Genomic DNA, 16136 nt, shown 5'->3' with positions numbered 1-16136 from the left:
AGTCGCTAAGCTGAAACGAGAGCACGCCGGCTTGCCCCGCCGGCTCGTCACTGGAGCACGCCATGTCCGATCTGCTGTTCGCCCCTGCGGCCCGCCTGTCTGCCCGCCTGCCGTTCCGGCGCAAGTTCCAGTTGCTGCTGCTGGTGGCCATCGTGCCGATTGCACTGCTGCTGTGGAACAACGTCAGCTACCTGCTGGCCTCGATCCAGCACGACAAGATGGCCCAGCGCGGCGCGGTCTATCTGGAAACGCTGGTGCCGCTGACCTCGGGCCTGGCCACGCATCGCGGGCTGGCCGCGCGTGCGCTGGGTGGCGACGCCGCCGTGGCCGACAAGCTGGGCAAGGTCGAAACCGCACTCGATCAGCAGCTCGGCCTGATCGACGCCGCCGCCGTGCCGGTGGACGGCAAGCCCTGGCAGGGCGAGCTGGATGCCATCCGCAGCGACTGGCAAACCCTGCGCAGCCAGTGGCACGGCATGAAGCCACCGCAAAGCTTTGCTGCGCACAGCGCGCTGGTCGCCCGCGTGGCCGAACTGCGCCACCGCATTGCCGGCGACACCGGCCTGCTGCTTGAAACCGATCCGGATGCCTATTTCGTCAACGTCGCCGTCGTCGACAGTCTGCCGCAGGTGCACGAAGCACTGGCGCAAATGCGCGGCACCGTCGGCGGCATGGCCGCCGCAGGCAGTGCCGACGAACGCCGGCTGGGCCAGCTGGCCGTGCTCGACAACGGCCCGCTGGCACAGGCATTGCGCCGCATGGACAGCAATCTGGCGCAGGCACGCCAGCACGATGGCATTGCCGCACTGGTGCAGGAATGGCAAACGCTGCACACCGGCATCGACGCATTGCGCAGCCAGCTGGTCGCGCCGCTGCTGGGCAGTGGCCAGCTCAGCCAGAGCGCCGATGGCTACTTCAGCGCCTTTACCGGACGGCTGGAGGCACTGGACCAGTTCGGCCAGCACAGCCGCAGCCAGCTGCAGGCCGCCATGCAGCAGCGGCTGAATGCCAGCGTGCGCACCGCCGTGCTGGAAACCGGCGTGGCACTGGGCTTTACCCTGCTGGCGCTGTGGCTGATTGCCGGCTTCGCGCGCGACGTCAGCCAGCGCGCCAGCCAGGTGCGGCGCGGCATGCAGGCGCTGGCCAACGGTGACTTTGCCGCGCGCATCAACGCCGGCGGCGGTGACGAGCTGGGCCAGGTGGCGCAAAGCGCCGATCAGCTTGCCAACGAGCTCAGCAGCATCATCCGCGACATCCGCAGCGGCGCGCACGATCTCAAGCAGGCGTCGGACAGCATCTCGCAAGCCAGTGCCGAGGTAGCCGAATTCACCCATGCGCAAAGCAGCTCGGCATCGGCCATGGCGGCGGCGGTCGAGCAATTCACCGTCAGCATCAACCACATGGCCGCGCACGCGCTGGATGCCCACGCGCTGTCGGGCGAGGCCGGCCGCGCCTCCACCGAGGGCGGCAACACCATAGACCAGACCGTGGCCGGCATACGCGACATGGCACAGGCCATGCGCAGCGCTGCCAACGCCGTCGGCGCACTGGGCGAACGGGCCGGCGAAATCTCCGGCATTGCCGGCGTGATCAAGGAAATTGCCGGCCAGACCAATCTGCTGGCGCTCAACGCCGCCATCGAGGCCGCGCGTGCCGGTGAAAGCGGGCGCGGCTTTGCCGTGGTGGCCGACGAGGTACGCAAACTGGCCGAGCGCACCACCCAGGCCACGCAGCAGATCGACGCCACCATCGGCCATATCCAGATCGGCACCAACCAGGCCATCGACGGCATGGAGCTGGGCATGGCGCGCGTCGATCAGGGCGTCTCGCTGGCCAACCAGGCCGGCGATGCCATTGCGCAAATCCGCGATGGCTCGGGCCGGGTGCTGAGTGTGGTCACCGACATCAGCGACGGGCTGAAAGAGCAATCGGCCGTCGCCACCACCGTCGCCGGGCAGGTCGAGCACATCGCACAAATGTCCGAGAACAACAGCCGCGCCGCCGAATCATGCGCCGCCACGGCCGAGCAGGTGCGCGCACTGGCGGTGGCGCTGGAGAACAAGGTGGCGGTGTTTCAGGTGGCGTAGCACTACGGGGCAAGCCGCCTGCCGCGCAACGCCAGCGCCGCTCGCCGCTACACCGCCGGCCCATGGGCCTGGATGGCGCTGCCAGTGCCCTGGCCGGTCAGCCAGTCATCCAGCTGCGGCAGCAGGCCGGCCACCCGCTGCGCCACCGCATCGTACAAGGCCAGATCCTCGCCAAAACCGGCAAAGGCAAACCAGCCGAATTCAGATTGGTCGATCAAGCGCGCCCGCCGGTGCAGATAGGCCACCTCCAGCTCGGCCTCCGGCACCAGCGGCCCCCAGTGGGTCTGGAAATCACCGCGCCGGGTGCGGCCACACTCCAGCAGAAAGCTGCCGCCGTGGTGATGGAACTGGATAGTCAATAAATCCAGCCACAGCTCACTGCGGCGCTGAAAATGCGCCGTCTTGCCGACAAAGCCCATGCCCGCCAGCAGCGGCAACACGCGCTTGCGCAGCGCACGGCGCATCAGGTCGCCCTCACGCGACATGCAGCCCCCTGCGCTGACCGACGATGGACTGCACCGGCACTACGCCCCCAGCCGCGCCAGCTCGACCCGGGCATGCCCGGCCTGCCAGTATTCGATGAAGGCGTCATAGAACGCCTGGCTCTTCATACCGCGCAAGCCTTGGGCCGCGAGCAGCAGTTCATGCTCCTTTTTTCGATAGCGCACATTATTCAGACGGCGGGTTTTAGGCGCTACGTGCCCTTCTGCCAATGCCAGCTTCAGCAAGTGGTGTGTAGTCCCATAGACCTCGCGCACTTCCAGATCGAAATCCACGATGGCAGTCCAAGGCACCACGGCGGCCAAACCGCGACTGTGCAGGCCATCCTTGTCGAAAGTCATCACCGGCAACTTGCTGCGACGGTGAACCACAAACAGGAACCACAGCGGCAACACGCCCGCAACAAACAAGACGGCCACATAGATGAGACGGCTGCTCAACGCCAGGGATTCGCGCCCCCAGATCTGCGAAGCCCACCACCAGAAAAACGCGGTAAACATGACGAGCCCCAACCTGGCCAGCGCCATCCGCTCAAAGCACGGCAACGGCGTGGCGCCCTTGGCCGCCAGCTCGGTCAACTCGCGGCGGCGCCCCTCCAGCCCGGCATTGGCCGCGTCGGCATAGGCGCTTTCCACCGTTTGCGTGATGTCGCCACCGGCCTGCCCGGCCAGGCCCAGATCGTGCAGCGTGCTGCTGGGCTGTGCCGCACAAGCGCGCTGCAGTAGCGCGTCGTCGATGGCCACGCCCAGCGCATCCAGTCGCTGCTGCGTGGTGGGGTGGCTGTCGAACGGGTGGGCCAGCTCGGCCTCCAGTGCCGCGCGCGGGTCGCCCAGGCCGTGCAGGGCAATGCGTCGTTGCAGCAGGTCCAGCATGCCGCCCACCGCCTGATCGGGGCGGTCGTGATAGTCGGCCAGTGCAGCACCGACATGCGGCGCCAGCGTGCCGCTGCGCAGCAGCGCCGACGCGGCGGCCTGCGTATTCACCATTTGCGCGCCCAGCGCATCGGCGGCCAGCTCGCGCTCGCGGCTCCAGTGCTGTACGGCGGCGTGGAAGGCATCGAGGAAGTAGATGTTGAGCATGCGCACCGGCGCAGTCAGCCAGTAGGTCACGCCATCATCCTTGTCGCCCCCCATTTCCTCCACCACATCCAGCTGGTTGACGGCGCGGGTGTAGATGGGCGCAAAGTGCAGGCTGTATTCGGTATCGGCGCCGGTAAAGTGCGCCAGCTCGTGGCCGATGATGGCGGCCGTTTCATGCAGCGACAGCCAGGCCATATACGGCAGCGGCAGATACAGCACGCGGCGCGCCGCCAGCGGCTGGGCATCATCATTCAGCTGCACCGGCTGCTCGGTGACGAAAAAGCCCTCGTCCAGCCCGACCACGATGGCATCCGGCGCGGTGGCACCGGTCTTGGCCGCCAGCCCTTGCACCAGCCGCCACAGTGTGGGCGCCTGCGTGGCATCCACCGCCTTGCCGTGCAGCGACAGCGGCGTCGATGCATAAGCCCGGCGCGTGGCCTGGATGATGCCGACCACCGCATGGCCGGCCATCCACAACAGCATCGCCAGCACCAGCCCAGCCACCAACGCCAAGCGCGGATCGACATCTCCGCTGACCAGCAGCGGCGCCACCGGCAGCAGCTCGAAACTCAAGCCACAGGCCAGCGCCAGCAACGTGGTCAGCAGATGGCCCAGCAGCAACCACGGCAGCCAGCCCACCACGGCGCGGAAGTTGCTCAGCAGCAGCTCGCGCGATTGCTGCGCACGGCGGCCAGCAGCGCGGATGCGCACCAGCCCCAATATGCCAAACAGCAAGGCCAGCGCGCCCAGCAGCGCGGTCGCCCCGGCCAGCAGCGGCGGCAAGCTGTGCTGATAGAACTCACCCGTGGCCCATTCCTGCAATGGCACATCTTTGGTGTGCATCATGTTCAGCTGCGGGCGTGTCCACTGCCAGCCACCCCACAGCAGCAGCAGTAACGGTACGCCCAGCACCAGCGCCAACAGCTTCAGCCTGTCTTTCAATTGTTTCATGCCACGGTCCAGCCGGCCACGCCGGCAATGCAGTTATCCATGGCGTCTCTTATAACCGAATTATGACAGTCAGCTAAATTTCTCTTGTCTGCTGATGAAAAACTGACACAAAAACAAAGAATCATGCCGGAGCGCATGCAAAGCGGCACGTTGCCGACACGGGCACGCCGGCCCCGGTCACGCATCAGCCCGCTTTGCTGCGGCCCTGGCTGTTTTGCAGCGTATGTTCCCAATCCGCCAGCCTCTGCCGCCGCCGGCCCTGCGCGCGGCCGATCAGTGCGCCTGGCACCACCCCGATCAATACGCCAATCACCATGCCAATCAGAAACGGCATGTTCGGCACCCCGGTTCGCAGTTGCGCCAGCGCTGGCACAGATACGCGCTCACCGCCATGCTCAGCAACAGCCAGGCCATGCCCAGCCACGCCGGCAGCGGAACGGCGGCCGCCAGCAGTTGCCAGCAAACGCTCAGCAGCAGTTGCACCGTCAGGCTGCGCAGCACGGCCCAGCGTGTTGTCAGACCTGGCGGGGCCGGCGGCGAGGCCTGCGCGACACTCACTCCTCCCGCTCCGGCAATGCCTCAAACAGCAGGCGGAACAAGGTGGTGCAGATGGTCATCAGCCCGACGATGGCGCAGATCAGTACGATGCCGGGCGCAATGCCGCTGCGCAGCCAGGTCAGCGTCAAACCGGCGCGCACCAGCAAGGCGGGGGTGAGGATGGCGCCGGCGGCGGCACCAAACAGCGCCGGGTTGCGCCAGCGGTTCGCAAGGGCCATGGTCGGCTCCGGGGCAAGGTCATGCCCGCACGGTAGCAGAACTTGCCGCCGCGTTGCAGCCGGCCACAGCCCGTTGGCCGTCGTTGCCGACCAGTGCAAGCGGCAGCGGCGCGCCTGCCCCCGCAGCAGCCCCCTACCCCGACCCGCCCAGCTTGCCGCAGCCGCCAGCAGCAGCTAAGGTGAACGCCATCTTAGACCGCTGCATTCGTGTTCACATCATGCCCCCGGAACCTCAGCTCCGCCCGCCCCACCGTCTCAGCAACGCAACATTTGCCGTCGTGCTGCTGATGATCTGCGGCTGCGCCGGCATGACCGGCTACCTGCTGTTCCAACGCGGCGGGCTTGATGCCACCACGCTGAGCTTGCTGCTGCTACTCGTGGTCAGTGTGTTGTACTGGAGCTACGCGCAGCTCCACCTGCAGACCTGGCCGGACGGCGATGAACTCGTCATCAGCGGCCTGCACCGCACCCGGCGCATTGCCCGTTCGCAAATCCGCAGCTACCGCGCCCACCCGCATTTATTCCAGCTCTACCTGCACGGCCGGCACTGGCCAATCAACCTGCAACGCCTGACCGAACAGCCGGCGCTGCTGGCATGGCTGAATGGCCTGCCCGAGCAAAACGCGCTGGAGTTCGCTGCCGAGCAAGCGCGCATCGATCACGATCCGCGCCTGGGGCGCGACGCGGCACAGCGCCGCCGCCGGGTGCACAACGCCCGCTGGCTGGCGCGGCTGCTGTGGTTCAGTTGCTGTGCCCTGCTCTTCATGGCGGGCGGCCTGCCGCACGCACCCTGGCTGGTGGCCATCGCCCTGTTGCAACCGGCACTGATACTGCTGCTGTGCAGCTACTATGATGCCGCCTTCACGCTGGTGGCCCCCGATTATCAAACACGCAAAACCAGCCTGCGCCACGATCTGTCCAGGTGCTGGATATTGTCGGCAATGGCCGCCTTGAAACAGCAACACTGGTCGATGTTTCAGTCCGGCTTCTGGCAGCCCGGCCACCTGCTGCCGACCTTGCTCGTCACCGTGCTGCTCGGCCTGCTCGCACTGCGCATCACCCCCGAACTGCGCCGCGCGCCCGCGCAGGCCACCTTCTTCGGCATCGCGCTGCTGGCGTATGCGGCCGGGCTGGTGACGTGGGGGGCAACGCTGCCCGGCGGCTGACCCTGGCCACGACCATCAGGGATTCAGGTCAATCTCGATCAGCAAGGGCAAGTGATCGCTGACGACCTGGCCATAGGCGATCCACGGCCGCCGTGACGGATCGTCTTCCATTCCGAACAGTGCATCGATCAAGCCCGGCACGCTGCGCAGGCGCAGATAGGCCGGGCGCGGAGTGGCGGGCTTGTGCCCGGTTTCCGTCTCGTCCTCCTCCAGCTCGTTATCATCCAGCGCGAAATCAAGATCGGCCTCGTCTTCCGGCAGATCGTCCTGCGCCGGGGCAGAGGCGCTGCTGGCCGAGGCCGTCACCACCATGCGCACCGGTTCGGGCCGATTGGCGATGCGATCTTGCTCGATGGCCGGGCCCAGTTTTTTGATGTACTGCGCGACGATTTGCAGCCTCCCCGGAGCAAAGCTGGCCTGCTCGTCGGCCCCGATCACGCTGCTCAACCCACGCCCCATGACCACCCTGAAGGCCAGGTTACGCTGGAACAGCTCGTTGCAAACCCCGTCGATCATGGCCAGCAAGGCCTTTGCTTTTCCTGGCGCATCTTCCTGGTCCTCCCCGTCGTTCTCGTCGTCTTCCTCGCCTTCCTCGTCTTCCTCGCCCTCCCCTTCGTTCTCGTCTTCCTCTTCGTTCTCGTCTTCCTCTTCGTTCTCGTCGTCTTCCTCGCCGTTCTCGTCTTCCTCGCCTTGCTCTGCAAGCTGCTGTAACCACGCTTTTGCCTCAGCCAGCGTGGTGCCGATGGTCTTGATTGCGCCGCCATAGCAACGCAGCACCTGATCGCGCAGCACCTCGCCAACGGTCATGGTTCGCGGCGTGCGTTGCGGTGGCACTTCACCCTTGCGCGGTCGTGGCGCCCACGGCAGGCCAGTGACCTGCAACTGCAACAGATCATCGCTGAACAAGGCCTGTACGTCGTGCAGCAAAGCGCTGCGCACGTGCACCTGGCCCTGCAGATAATCGAAAGGCTGATAGAGCGCGTCATACGGCTGCGAACGCAATTCACCCGTTTTGGCCATGGTCAGGCCGCGCCGCAACGACGTCTTCGGAAATGGGCCACCCCCGTCCGTGCCCCCGCAATGGCGCAGATAGCCATGCGCCTGCATGCCGGTGCGCAGATCGCGGCACATTTGCCTGCGCTGCATGCGGCCCTTGCTGTCGCGGCCGGGCTCATGCTGCAGCAGCGTGAGCGGCAAGTTGAAATCGCCCACCAGCAGCGGCGGCTCTGCTTGTCCGGCCAGGAACTCGGCTTCGTCCAGCAAGGTATCCACCCGCGCACGCAAAGTATTGCTGTCCTTGGTACGGCCTGTCTTGGCGTCGCGGATGGCCTCGCTGGCGGTAAAGCGGTTGTGATGCATGAACACCGGCAAGGTAAAGTCACCGGCTGGAAAGCGCACCAGCAACCCGCCGCGCCCGCCCAGCAGATGGTCGGGGTCTTGCGCCGCCAACAGGCGGTTGGCGTCACCATGCAAGATGCCATACAGCCCCTCGGTGCCATAGCCCAGGTCCATGAAGCTTTGCTCGAAAAAATGCGCCAGGTGCCGATCATCAAACGGGCGATAGACCATGCCATAGGTTTCGAAGCGCGCCCGCGCGACTACCCGCAGCCGCACCAGCGCGCTGGTCAGCAGCTCGCCCTCGCCGGACACCTCATATGGTTCGCCACCATCGTGGGCCTGCAGCGTCAGCGTCTTGCCCATGGCCAGCAACAGCAAGGCAGGCAACCGCAGCGCTGGCTCGCCCGGCTGCTGGTTGAACCAGGTGGCACAAAGTAGATCAGGCACATCGGAAAAGCGCGTGTAGCCCGCATCGAGCAGCCCCTGGTACTGCTGCAGCAGCATCAGCACCTCAATGGCCTGCGCCAGCTTGGCATGCCGGCAGGTGCGCCCGTCGCACTGGCGGTGCAGCGCCCTGGCCGCCTGGATGGCCAGATCAAGGTCCTGCTCCGTCACCGGGCCCTGCTGGGTGCTTTCAAGCCGTACCTGCCAGCGCGCCGGCGACGTCAGCTCGGGAGCATCCAGCTCAGGCGAATGGTGGATGGATTCCGTATCGGTGGCCAGCGCGTGTTTGCGCTTCTTGAGCTGCGATTCGGGCAAGGCATCGTCGTGCGGCATGTCGCCTGGCAGGGCGTCTTCCTGCGTCTGGCTCTCCCCTTGCATGGCCAGGGGATTGCCGCCCTCCTCATCCTCCGCAACCGCCTCCCCGGTACCGTCTTCATCGCCCTGTTGTCGCTTGCGCTTCTTGCTGCCCTCGGGGTCTTCGACTTCTTCAACCCCCTCGCCTTGCGACAAGCGGGCCAACACGCCGATCACGCGCTGGGCATCCGCCGAGTTCATCGACCAGCCACAAGGGCAGGGCTGCTCATAGGCCGTGCCGTAGATGGCCAGTGCCAGTGGCAAGCGGCAATCCCGCAGGGCGCGCCCCACATGATCCCGACCCTGTAGCGGGGCCAGCAGCCGGGCGACATGCGGCAATTGGCCCTCCAGCATGCGATACACCCGATGCGGAATGCCGTTTCTGGCCAGCGCCATACTGTTGTCCATGCTGAAGCGATAACCCGTGCCTGCAAATACCAGCCGCCCCAGCATGTCGGCCGTCACGGGAAAAATCTGCTGGCGCGGCTTTTTCTTGCGCGGTTTGTCGACGTAGGTGACACGCAATTGTTGCGGCAGCACCGGCATGGCATGAGTGGCCGGGCTGGCAAGCGGCTCTACGCTGCGCGGCTTGCCACGCGGCGCGCTGGCTGACTCCTGCCCTCCCTGACCATCTGCACCCTGCTCGTCATCCTCCTGTTCGCCCTCTTCCTGTTCGCCCTCTTCCTGTTCGCCCTCTTCCTGCTCGTTCTCTGCTTGCTCGTGCGCCTGCCAGAGCTCGGCCAACTGGGTGGTGACGCTGCCGACGTCACTGCCGGTTTCCATCATCATCAGCACATCAATGCCCAGATTGAAGGCAATCCGGGCCACGATAGCCATGCGCGCCTGGCTGGTGAGCAAGGCCAGCTCGCCGGTGCCGCGCGGCCGAGGATCCTCGGTGAAATTCTCCAGATTCCATACCAGCAGACGGAAATAGCGCGGCGACGGCTGCTGCAAGACATTATGCTGCCCATGCGTCACTGGCGTCTGCGCGTCGGCCCCCTCACCCAAGACCACGGGCAAACACGCTTCAACACGGCTGGCCAGCGTTGGTGGCGGCGTGCCCGCGCTGCTGCTCGCCTCATCGGTGTCCATGTGCACGGGCCCGCCATCGCCCTCCTCGTCGCTGTCCTCGTCCTCCTCGCTGTCCTCGTACTCCTCCGCCTCATCGTCATCCGGATCGACAAACCCATCGTACGCATCGGCATATTCGGCCTCTTCCTCAGCGGGCCTGGTCAGCAGCATCCGGGCAAAAGCATGCGCCGCCTCGGGCGACGGCGGCCAGGTGTGCTCTTCCAGCAAGGCCGACTGCACTTCGAAAACGCTGAGGTACGGCCCCGGCCTCATGCCTGCACTCCGGCTTGCTGCTCCCGCCAGGCATTGGGCTCGCGATGATGGCGCGCCAGCGCATCCCGCGTCGCACCATCCAGCTTGCCCGTCTGCGCCAAACCGGCGCGCAACTGGAAACGTCGCAGGGCGGATCGTGTGGCCGGGCCCAGGGTGCCCGCCTCGTGCAGGCAGGCAAAGCCCAGATTGCTCAGGCGCTGCTGGGCACCCAGCAAGCCGTCATCCGGCTCCAGATGACCAAAGGCCAGCGGCCATTGCACGCCATCCACCGCCAGGGTGCCCCGGCGGGCAGCGGGGGGTACGAACACGCTCAGCATGCCATCGCCATCGGTATCGCCTTGCAGCGTCAGCGCGCCATCGATCACCAGCTTGTAGGGGCGGTTGGCCATGGCCTGGCCGGACATGTTCAGCAACTGCACCGAAAAGCGCACCGGCACGCCATGGCGGCGAAAGCGGTGGCGCTGGCCGGTGGCGCAGTCCACCTCTTTGGCCTCGCGCGCCGGCACCACCAGCGTATCGCCGGCGGCCAGCACGTCCATATGATCGCGCTGATCGCGCAGCCGCTGGTTATCGGCATGCTGCCAGACCGTATCGGGCGCCAGCCCGGCCTCGGCGGCAATGCTGCTGACACTGTCGCCCGGCACGATTTTCCTGCGTGTGCTCATCCTTGCCCCTCGCCACCAGGGCGCTACGACGCCCGACTACAGCTCAAGGATAAATTTTGCCAAACGACAGGATTAAGTCAATCCATACCAAGTAGCATGAAATCTAATCCACAGCCGGCAACGCCGCCAACCCGGCCAGCGTCTGCAGGCAGGTCTGCGCCACCTCGCTGCCCTTTTTCACGAAATGCGCGGTGAAAAACTGCAGATGGTCGGCATGCTCGTGGAAATCACGCGGGGTGAGCACGGCAGAGAACACCGGCACGTCGCACTCCAGCTGCACGCGCATCAGGCCGTCGATCACCGCGCTGCTGACGAACTCGTGGCGGTAAATGCCGCCATTGACGATCAGCCCGCAGGCAATCACCGCCGCATAACGGCCGCTGCGTGCCAGCCGCTGCACATGCAGCGGAATCTCGAACGCGCCGGGCACCTCGAATTGCTCCAGCAGCGGCGGCTGCGGCTGGGCAGCAAACTCGTCGGCCATCGCCGTCGTGGCCTGCTGCACGATCTCGCGGTGCCAGCCGGATGCCACCACCGCAATGCGCGGCACGGGCGGGGTGTGGACGGGGGACGGCGCATCCGCGCCGGGAATGGTAAACATGGGGGTGAACTGATTCATGGAAGTCCCGTAGTGATGGATTAGCCAGAATCAGGGCGACGCGACAACGCGGCCAGCGCGCAAGCGGTGGCCGTCCCGGTCGCGTTCTCTTTCATCCGGACTATCACCGTCGGCCCCGGAATCACACCGGATCTGCTGACCCTGTCGCGCCTGCCTGCACAGCATGCCCGTACCGTGATTGCCACGGCATCAAGCACCCGGCCAAGCCGGGCGCCCACCGCTTTTTGCAGGTGACACACCGGCGCTGGCCGCCCGATTCCACTCCCCCCGCCCTCGCCGCCGCAAGGGAGCCTCGCGGCTGCTCGTCATCGGCATGGATGAGGCTGAGCGCATCTTGCGCACAGAACACGCTTGCAACAGGCGCTCGCGGGCTTCTGCATGCGCAGTTACCGCCGGTAGGGACTTGCACCCTGCCCTGAGAACGCTGCAGCCCGGTTGGGTGGGCTGCAAGGGGGAGGATAGCATGCCCGGCGGCACCCGATCTGTGCCGCTAACGCATCCTGCAGTAAGAGCCAAGCGGCAAGCCCACCCTTGCGCCAATGCGTTCACACGCCATCATTGCTGCCCCCCCCGTACCACCTCCCCCGGCGTAGCCCCCAGGTATTTGCGCACCGCCTGACTGAAGGCGCTGGGGCTGCAATAGCCGGCCGAGAGCGCGGCGCGGGTGGCGCTGCTGCCGGCGGCCAGCTCGGTCAGCGCCAAGAGCAGCCGTGCTTGTTGGCGCCAGTCGGCGTAGCTCAAGCCTGTGTCGGCGCGGAACAGACGGCTGAAGCTGCGCCGCGCGCAATGGGCCAGCGCGGCGGCTTCGTCCAGATCGGGCGCTTGCTCGGGGCGGGCCAGCAGCGCAGCCAGCACCGGTTGCAGCCGGGGTGACAACGGCACCGGCACGCACAGCGGCAGTTGCGGCGCACGCTGCCAGGCCTCGGCCAGCACGGCCAGATGGCTGGCGGCATCGCGCACCGGCTGCTGCAGCGCATCGAGCAGCGCGGTCAACAAGGGCGTGGCGCGCACGATCTGCAAAGTGGCTGGCCACTGCGCTGCCTGCGCGGCAGCGAGATACAGGCTGCAGCCCTGCAGCGCGCCATGGCCGCTGGCCGCGTGGGCCAGATGCGGCGGCAGCCAGCCCAGATGCCCGGCCGGCAGCAAGGCGCGCACCGCCCCCGCCTGCAACGCCAGCGCCCCCTGCGTCACCTGAAACAACTGCCCGCCGGCATGCGCATGCAATGCAGTGGCCCGGCTGGCCGACGTGCCCAGCGGCACCATGCGGTATTCCATCCCTTTGGCCCGATTTTGCAATTGATTGGCATGATGACAAAAGCAGGCCAATGGTGCCAGCGTGATACTGGTGGCTCCTCATCCAACCGGAGCACCACCATGCAAGCCCAGCAATTGCTGTCCGATACACAGAACACCATCGAAGCCAACGGCATCACTGTCCGCAAGGGCAGCGTCGGCGCCTTCCTCATCAGCTGGCGCACGCTGCAGGACACCGCCAGCGACGCGGCCACGCGCCAGCAGGCCGAACAAGACCTGCACACGCTGCTGCCGGCGCTGCGCGCGCTGGGGCTGTTCGACGTGTTCAGCGCGCGCGACCCCGCACTACAAGCGCTGATCGACGCGGCATAACACCCGCCCTGCCGCCCCGCCGGCTATGGCAAGATGGCAGCCCCAGCCACCCACGCACACCCGCCATGCAACCACGCCTCCACCACCCCTGGCCCGAGGACGAAGCCGCCGCGCTGGCGCTGCAGCGGCAACTGGCCGGCCAGGTGGAGCGCCACGACCGACTGGACGACATCCGCCTGGTGGCCGGCCTGGACGTGGCTTATGACGAGCACAGCGACCGGCTGGTGGCCGCCGCCGTGGTGCTCGATGCCCACACGCTGGTCGTGGTCGAGCAGGCGGTAGCGGTCGATGTGGCACGCTTTCCCTACATCCCCGGCCTGTTCTCCTTCCGCGAGCTGCCGCCGTTGGTGCAGGCGCTAGGCCGGCTCAGCCTGCGGCCCGACCTCATCGTCTGCGACGGCCAGGGCATCGCCCACCCGCGCCGCTTTGGCCTCGCCTGCCACGTCGGCCTGCTGTTCGACGTACCCAGCATCGGCTGCGGCAAAACCCGGCTGCTGGGCCAGCACGACCAAGCCGGCCCGGAACGCGGCGATAGTACCCCGCTGCGCGACGGCGACGACATCATCGGCAGCGCCCTGCGCACCCAGCGCGGCATCAAGCCCGTCTACGTCTCCACCGGCCACCGCATCGCCCTGCCCACCGCCTGCCACTGGATCACCCGCCTGTGCAGCAAATACCGCCTGCCCGAAACCACCCGCATGGCCGATCAGCTGGTACGACGCGAGATGGCGGCGGGATTGGGGGGGCGGAAGGAGGATTGATGCGTACGAATTTATGGGGAGTGTATAGATGAAAAAAATTGTACTCGATGCCAATACTGGAATTTGCGCATCAAGCGGTTCGATGGTCGTTATAGAAGGCGTTCTTATTATCGAGGTCGAATTTGACGGCATGTACCTCATACCGAAAAACGCGCCCACCGAGGGGAGATTGTATTCACTAAAAAATGGAATTGAAATTGATAGTGAACCGCTACTGCATTATTTGACAGAAAATATCTACCCACGGGCTGGGTCATTTTACTACTAAGTAATTCTCTCAACAATTTTCGGCAAGCTAAACCGTCACCCTGATTCCCCTTGCGAATGGGTAATGTCGGACATCTCCGAAGCCGTATTGAATTACGACGTCGGTGAAACCTTTAATTTCAAATCGCTAGCATAGCCCTTGTAATCCGTTACTTGCAAATTTGGATTTTAGAGAAAATTCCATTCCACATGCCATCGCCACGCCATTAGAAAATCAATACATGTTTCAATCACCGGCAGATATAAGCCATGTACGCCTCGAGTGGGGCGAGCTGCTTGTAACACTGATATCAGGCGGAGACAGAAAGGTGGTCATTGCCAAATTTAAAGATGTTGCAGGCTTTAGAGTATTGGATGAAGGCAACCTGCTTGAATTTTGGCCCACTTGCTCGGCCCATAATGGCTGGCTATTTCAAATATTCGAACATGGCTGGCTTGATCTTGAGTCATCGCGCGCTGGATTTTTGCTTGACAAAAAAACAGGTGTTTCAGAATTCTTTATTGCCAGCCAGAACAGTTGCATAAATATCCTGTCAAGCCGCGAGCCTTCGATAGAAATCGTGCCAATATAATACTCAATACCTGAGCCAGAATTACCAAATAGGCGTACACACGACAGTGCAAATTTACCCTGTCAATCCCGCCCCTCAGGGAGGATTGATGCTATCAGGTTCGATTCAAGTAAATCCGCCCTTCAAAAACAGGGTGCGCTCAAGCAAAGTACTCACGTCTTTCACTGCCTCTTCGAGAACCACGGCTTCGTTTTCGTAATTTTCAGCGCACCATAATTCAGTAAGACGATCTTCCTTTTCATCCGGCAATTCCTTTAGCAACCAGTATTTTTCCTTGCCCAATGCTACATTCGGCAAATCATACATACCTTCCAGAAATTGCTCGTACTCCTCTTCAAAGGTGTCAAAGCTTTTCGCCACATTATATTCATCGGAGATGTGGGCAAAGATCGTAAACATCCCGAAACGCCACGGTTGCTGCGCGTGATGGAAATTCAAAATGACGTGTCGCCCGAAAACAGGGGATATACCCAAATAGAACGATGCGTTTTTGGGCAAAGAAGGATCGACAGCTACTTTTAAAGGCTGAACAAAGGGGTAGTACAGTTTGGCGTGCTTCTTGAACTCATCAATAAACTTCGAGAACACACTTTTTTGTGCCATGGGTTGCTATCCAGATTGATCCATCCCCGTTTTACGGGGCAGTGCCGTCATCGTCAAACCGATAATACTGATTCATTCCCGCCCGCACACAGCCCGCACACACCCGCGCAGCCAGCGTTGCGCCGGGTCGGCGTCCAGGCGGGGGTGCCAGCACATGGCGATGCTGAACGGCGGGGTGGCCAGCTGTGGCGGTAGCGTAAAGGTGTGCAGGCCACGGCGCAGTGCGCTGGTGTAGTGCTCGGGCACGGTGGCGATCAGGTCGGTGGCGCGCACCAGCGCCAGCGCGGCCGAGAAATCGCTGACGATGGTGACGATATCGCGCTGCAGGCCCAGCGTATCCAGCGTGTCGTCGATGGCGCCACGGGTTTGTGCGCGGCGCGAGATATACACGTGGCCGCAGGCGGCATAGCGCGCGGGGGTGATGTCGTCGCTGCACAGCGGGTGGCCCGGCCGCACCACGCCGACAAAGCGATCGCGGAACAAGCCTTGCACGCGCACCTCCGGCCCCATGCTGTCGCCGGGCACGCCCAGCTCCAGATCGACGCTGCCATCGCGCAGCGGCGTGCTGTCCTTGTCCGGCTTGGCAATAAAGCGCAGCCGCACGCGCGGCGCCTGCTGCGCGATGTGGGCCAGCAGCGCCGCGCCGTAGTTTTCGACGAAGCCATCGCGCACGCGCAGGGTGAACACCTGCTGCAAATGCGCCAGATCGAGCGCATCGGCCGGGCTGAGCACCACCTGCGCATCGTGCAGCAGCTGGCTTACTTGCTCGCGCAGCGCCAGTGCGCGCGGCGTGGGCACCAGGCCACGGCCGGCGCGCACCAATAACGGGTCACCGGTGGTGGCGCGCAGCCGCGCCAGTGCGCGGCTCATGGCCGAGGGGCTGAGTTGCAGCCGCTGCGCGGCGCGGGCGACATTGCCTTCGGCCAGCAGCACGTCCAGCGTCAGCAGCAGATTGAGGTCGGGTTTGCTCATGGTTTACCTTG

General features: G+C 64.6%; 18 protein-coding genes. 6 read left to right on the top strand and 12 right to left on the bottom strand.

Translation table 11 applies throughout. The annotated features are described in order from the left end of the window. Positions 1 to 62: 62 nt before the first annotated feature. Positions 63 to 2087, top strand: coding sequence for a methyl-accepting chemotaxis protein (locus B9A19_RS04270; protein ID WP_084089315.1), 2025 nt, complete (start codon positions 63 to 65; stop codon positions 2085 to 2087). Between the two features lie 47 nt (positions 2088 to 2134). On the opposite strand, the gene B9A19_RS04265 is transcribed toward B9A19_RS04270, so the two are convergent. The 6 genes from B9A19_RS04265 to B9A19_RS23425 form a co-directional block, all read right to left on the bottom strand. Continuing rightward, on the bottom strand, positions 2135 to 2572 hold the full coding sequence (locus B9A19_RS04265; RefSeq protein ID WP_084089314.1) for a DUF4304 domain-containing protein: 438 nt from the start codon (positions 2570 to 2572) through the stop codon (positions 2135 to 2137). A gap of 39 nt (positions 2573 to 2611) precedes the next feature. Further along, positions 2612 to 4618: a M48 family metallopeptidase gene (locus tag B9A19_RS04260; protein ID WP_084089313.1), complete on the bottom strand. Its 2007-nt coding sequence runs from the start codon at positions 4616 to 4618 to the stop codon at positions 2612 to 2614. Between the two features lie 184 nt (positions 4619 to 4802). Continuing rightward, positions 4803 to 4952 carry a hypothetical protein gene (locus B9A19_RS22445; RefSeq protein WP_176216762.1) on the bottom strand — a complete coding sequence of 50 codons (150 nt, stop codon included), beginning with the start codon at positions 4950 to 4952 and terminating at the stop codon, positions 4803 to 4805. Further along, positions 4940 to 5176, bottom strand: coding sequence for a hypothetical protein (locus tag B9A19_RS04255; RefSeq protein WP_084089312.1), 237 nt, complete (start codon positions 5174 to 5176; stop codon positions 4940 to 4942). Before B9A19_RS04255 ends, B9A19_RS22445 begins: the two co-directional genes overlap by 13 nt. Beyond that, positions 5173 to 5394: a hypothetical protein gene (locus B9A19_RS04250; protein ID WP_084089311.1), complete on the bottom strand. Its 222-nt coding sequence runs from the start codon at positions 5392 to 5394 to the stop codon at positions 5173 to 5175. Before B9A19_RS04250 ends, B9A19_RS04255 begins: the two co-directional genes overlap by 4 nt. A 518-nt stretch (positions 5395 to 5912) precedes the next feature. Beyond that, positions 5913 to 6056 (bottom strand): hypothetical protein, encoded by a 144-nt coding sequence (locus tag B9A19_RS23425; RefSeq protein WP_373277996.1) that lies wholly within the window; start codon positions 6054 to 6056, stop codon positions 5913 to 5915. 42 nt (positions 6057 to 6098) lie between these two features. Here B9A19_RS23425 and B9A19_RS23420 point away from each other — a divergent pair, with 42 nt between their 5' ends. Next, the gene (locus B9A19_RS23420) at positions 6099 to 6560 is read left to right on the top strand and encodes a hypothetical protein (protein WP_373277995.1); all 462 of its coding nucleotides are present in this window, start codon (positions 6099 to 6101) and stop codon (positions 6558 to 6560) included. Between the two features lie 15 nt (positions 6561 to 6575). On the opposite strand, the gene B9A19_RS04240 is transcribed toward B9A19_RS23420, so the two are convergent. The 4 genes from B9A19_RS04240 to B9A19_RS04225 all read right to left on the bottom strand — a co-directional run bounded on the left by B9A19_RS04240 (position 6576) and on the right by B9A19_RS04225 (position 12599). After that, the gene (locus B9A19_RS04240) at positions 6576 to 10040 is read right to left on the bottom strand and encodes a hypothetical protein (RefSeq protein WP_084089309.1); all 3465 of its coding nucleotides are present in this window, start codon (positions 10038 to 10040) and stop codon (positions 6576 to 6578) included. Continuing rightward, a complete protein-coding gene (locus tag B9A19_RS04235) occupies positions 10037 to 10705 on the bottom strand; it encodes a peptidoglycan-binding domain-containing protein (protein ID WP_084089308.1) in 669 nt (222 codons plus the stop codon). The genes B9A19_RS04240 and B9A19_RS04235 overlap by 4 nt, the downstream gene beginning before the upstream one ends. Before the next feature lie 103 nt (positions 10706 to 10808). After that, positions 10809 to 11324 (bottom strand): 6,7-dimethyl-8-ribityllumazine synthase, encoded by a 516-nt coding sequence (locus tag B9A19_RS04230; protein WP_084089307.1) that lies wholly within the window; start codon positions 11322 to 11324, stop codon positions 10809 to 10811. Positions 11325 to 11879: 555 nt separating this feature from the next. After that, complete coding sequence (locus tag B9A19_RS04225; protein ID WP_084089306.1) at positions 11880 to 12599, bottom strand: helix-turn-helix domain-containing protein; 720 nt, start codon at positions 12597 to 12599, stop codon at positions 11880 to 11882. A 99-nt stretch (positions 12600 to 12698) separates the two neighbouring features. On the opposite strand from B9A19_RS04225, the gene B9A19_RS04220 reads away from it, so the two are divergent. The 4 genes from B9A19_RS04220 to B9A19_RS21980 all read left to right on the top strand — a co-directional run bounded on the left by B9A19_RS04220 (position 12699) and on the right by B9A19_RS21980 (position 14550). Further along, positions 12699 to 12950 (top strand): hypothetical protein, encoded by a 252-nt coding sequence (locus B9A19_RS04220; RefSeq protein ID WP_084089305.1) that lies wholly within the window; start codon positions 12699 to 12701, stop codon positions 12948 to 12950. A 65-nt stretch (positions 12951 to 13015) separates the two neighbouring features. Beyond that, positions 13016 to 13711 carry a deoxyribonuclease V gene (gene nfi, locus B9A19_RS04215; RefSeq protein WP_084089304.1) on the top strand — a complete coding sequence of 232 codons (696 nt, stop codon included), beginning with the start codon at positions 13016 to 13018 and terminating at the stop codon, positions 13709 to 13711. Positions 13712 to 13739: 28 nt separating this feature from the next. Further along, entirely contained in the window at positions 13740 to 13979 is a 240-nt protein-coding gene (locus B9A19_RS04210) for a hypothetical protein (RefSeq protein ID WP_139798646.1), read from the top strand. 220 nt (positions 13980 to 14199) lie between these two features. Continuing rightward, positions 14200 to 14550 carry a hypothetical protein gene (locus tag B9A19_RS21980; protein ID WP_139798645.1) on the top strand — a complete coding sequence of 117 codons (351 nt, stop codon included), beginning with the start codon at positions 14200 to 14202 and terminating at the stop codon, positions 14548 to 14550. Between the two features lie 105 nt (positions 14551 to 14655). Here B9A19_RS21980 and B9A19_RS04205 read toward each other — a convergent pair whose 3' ends face one another. Both B9A19_RS04205 and B9A19_RS04200 read right to left on the bottom strand, forming a co-directional pair. Next, positions 14656 to 15153, bottom strand: coding sequence for a hypothetical protein (locus B9A19_RS04205; protein ID WP_084089302.1), 498 nt, complete (start codon positions 15151 to 15153; stop codon positions 14656 to 14658). A 72-nt stretch (positions 15154 to 15225) separates the two neighbouring features. Further along, positions 15226 to 16125, bottom strand: coding sequence for a LysR family transcriptional regulator (locus B9A19_RS04200; RefSeq protein WP_084089301.1), 900 nt, complete (start codon positions 16123 to 16125; stop codon positions 15226 to 15228). Between the last annotated feature and the right edge of the window lie 11 nt (positions 16126 to 16136).

The organism is Andreprevotia lacus DSM 23236 (assembly GCF_900176275.1).
Classification (GTDB): Bacteria; Pseudomonadota; Gammaproteobacteria; order Burkholderiales; family Chitinibacteraceae; genus Andreprevotia; species Andreprevotia lacus.
This window is presented reverse-complemented; position numbering and strand designations above follow the sequence as displayed.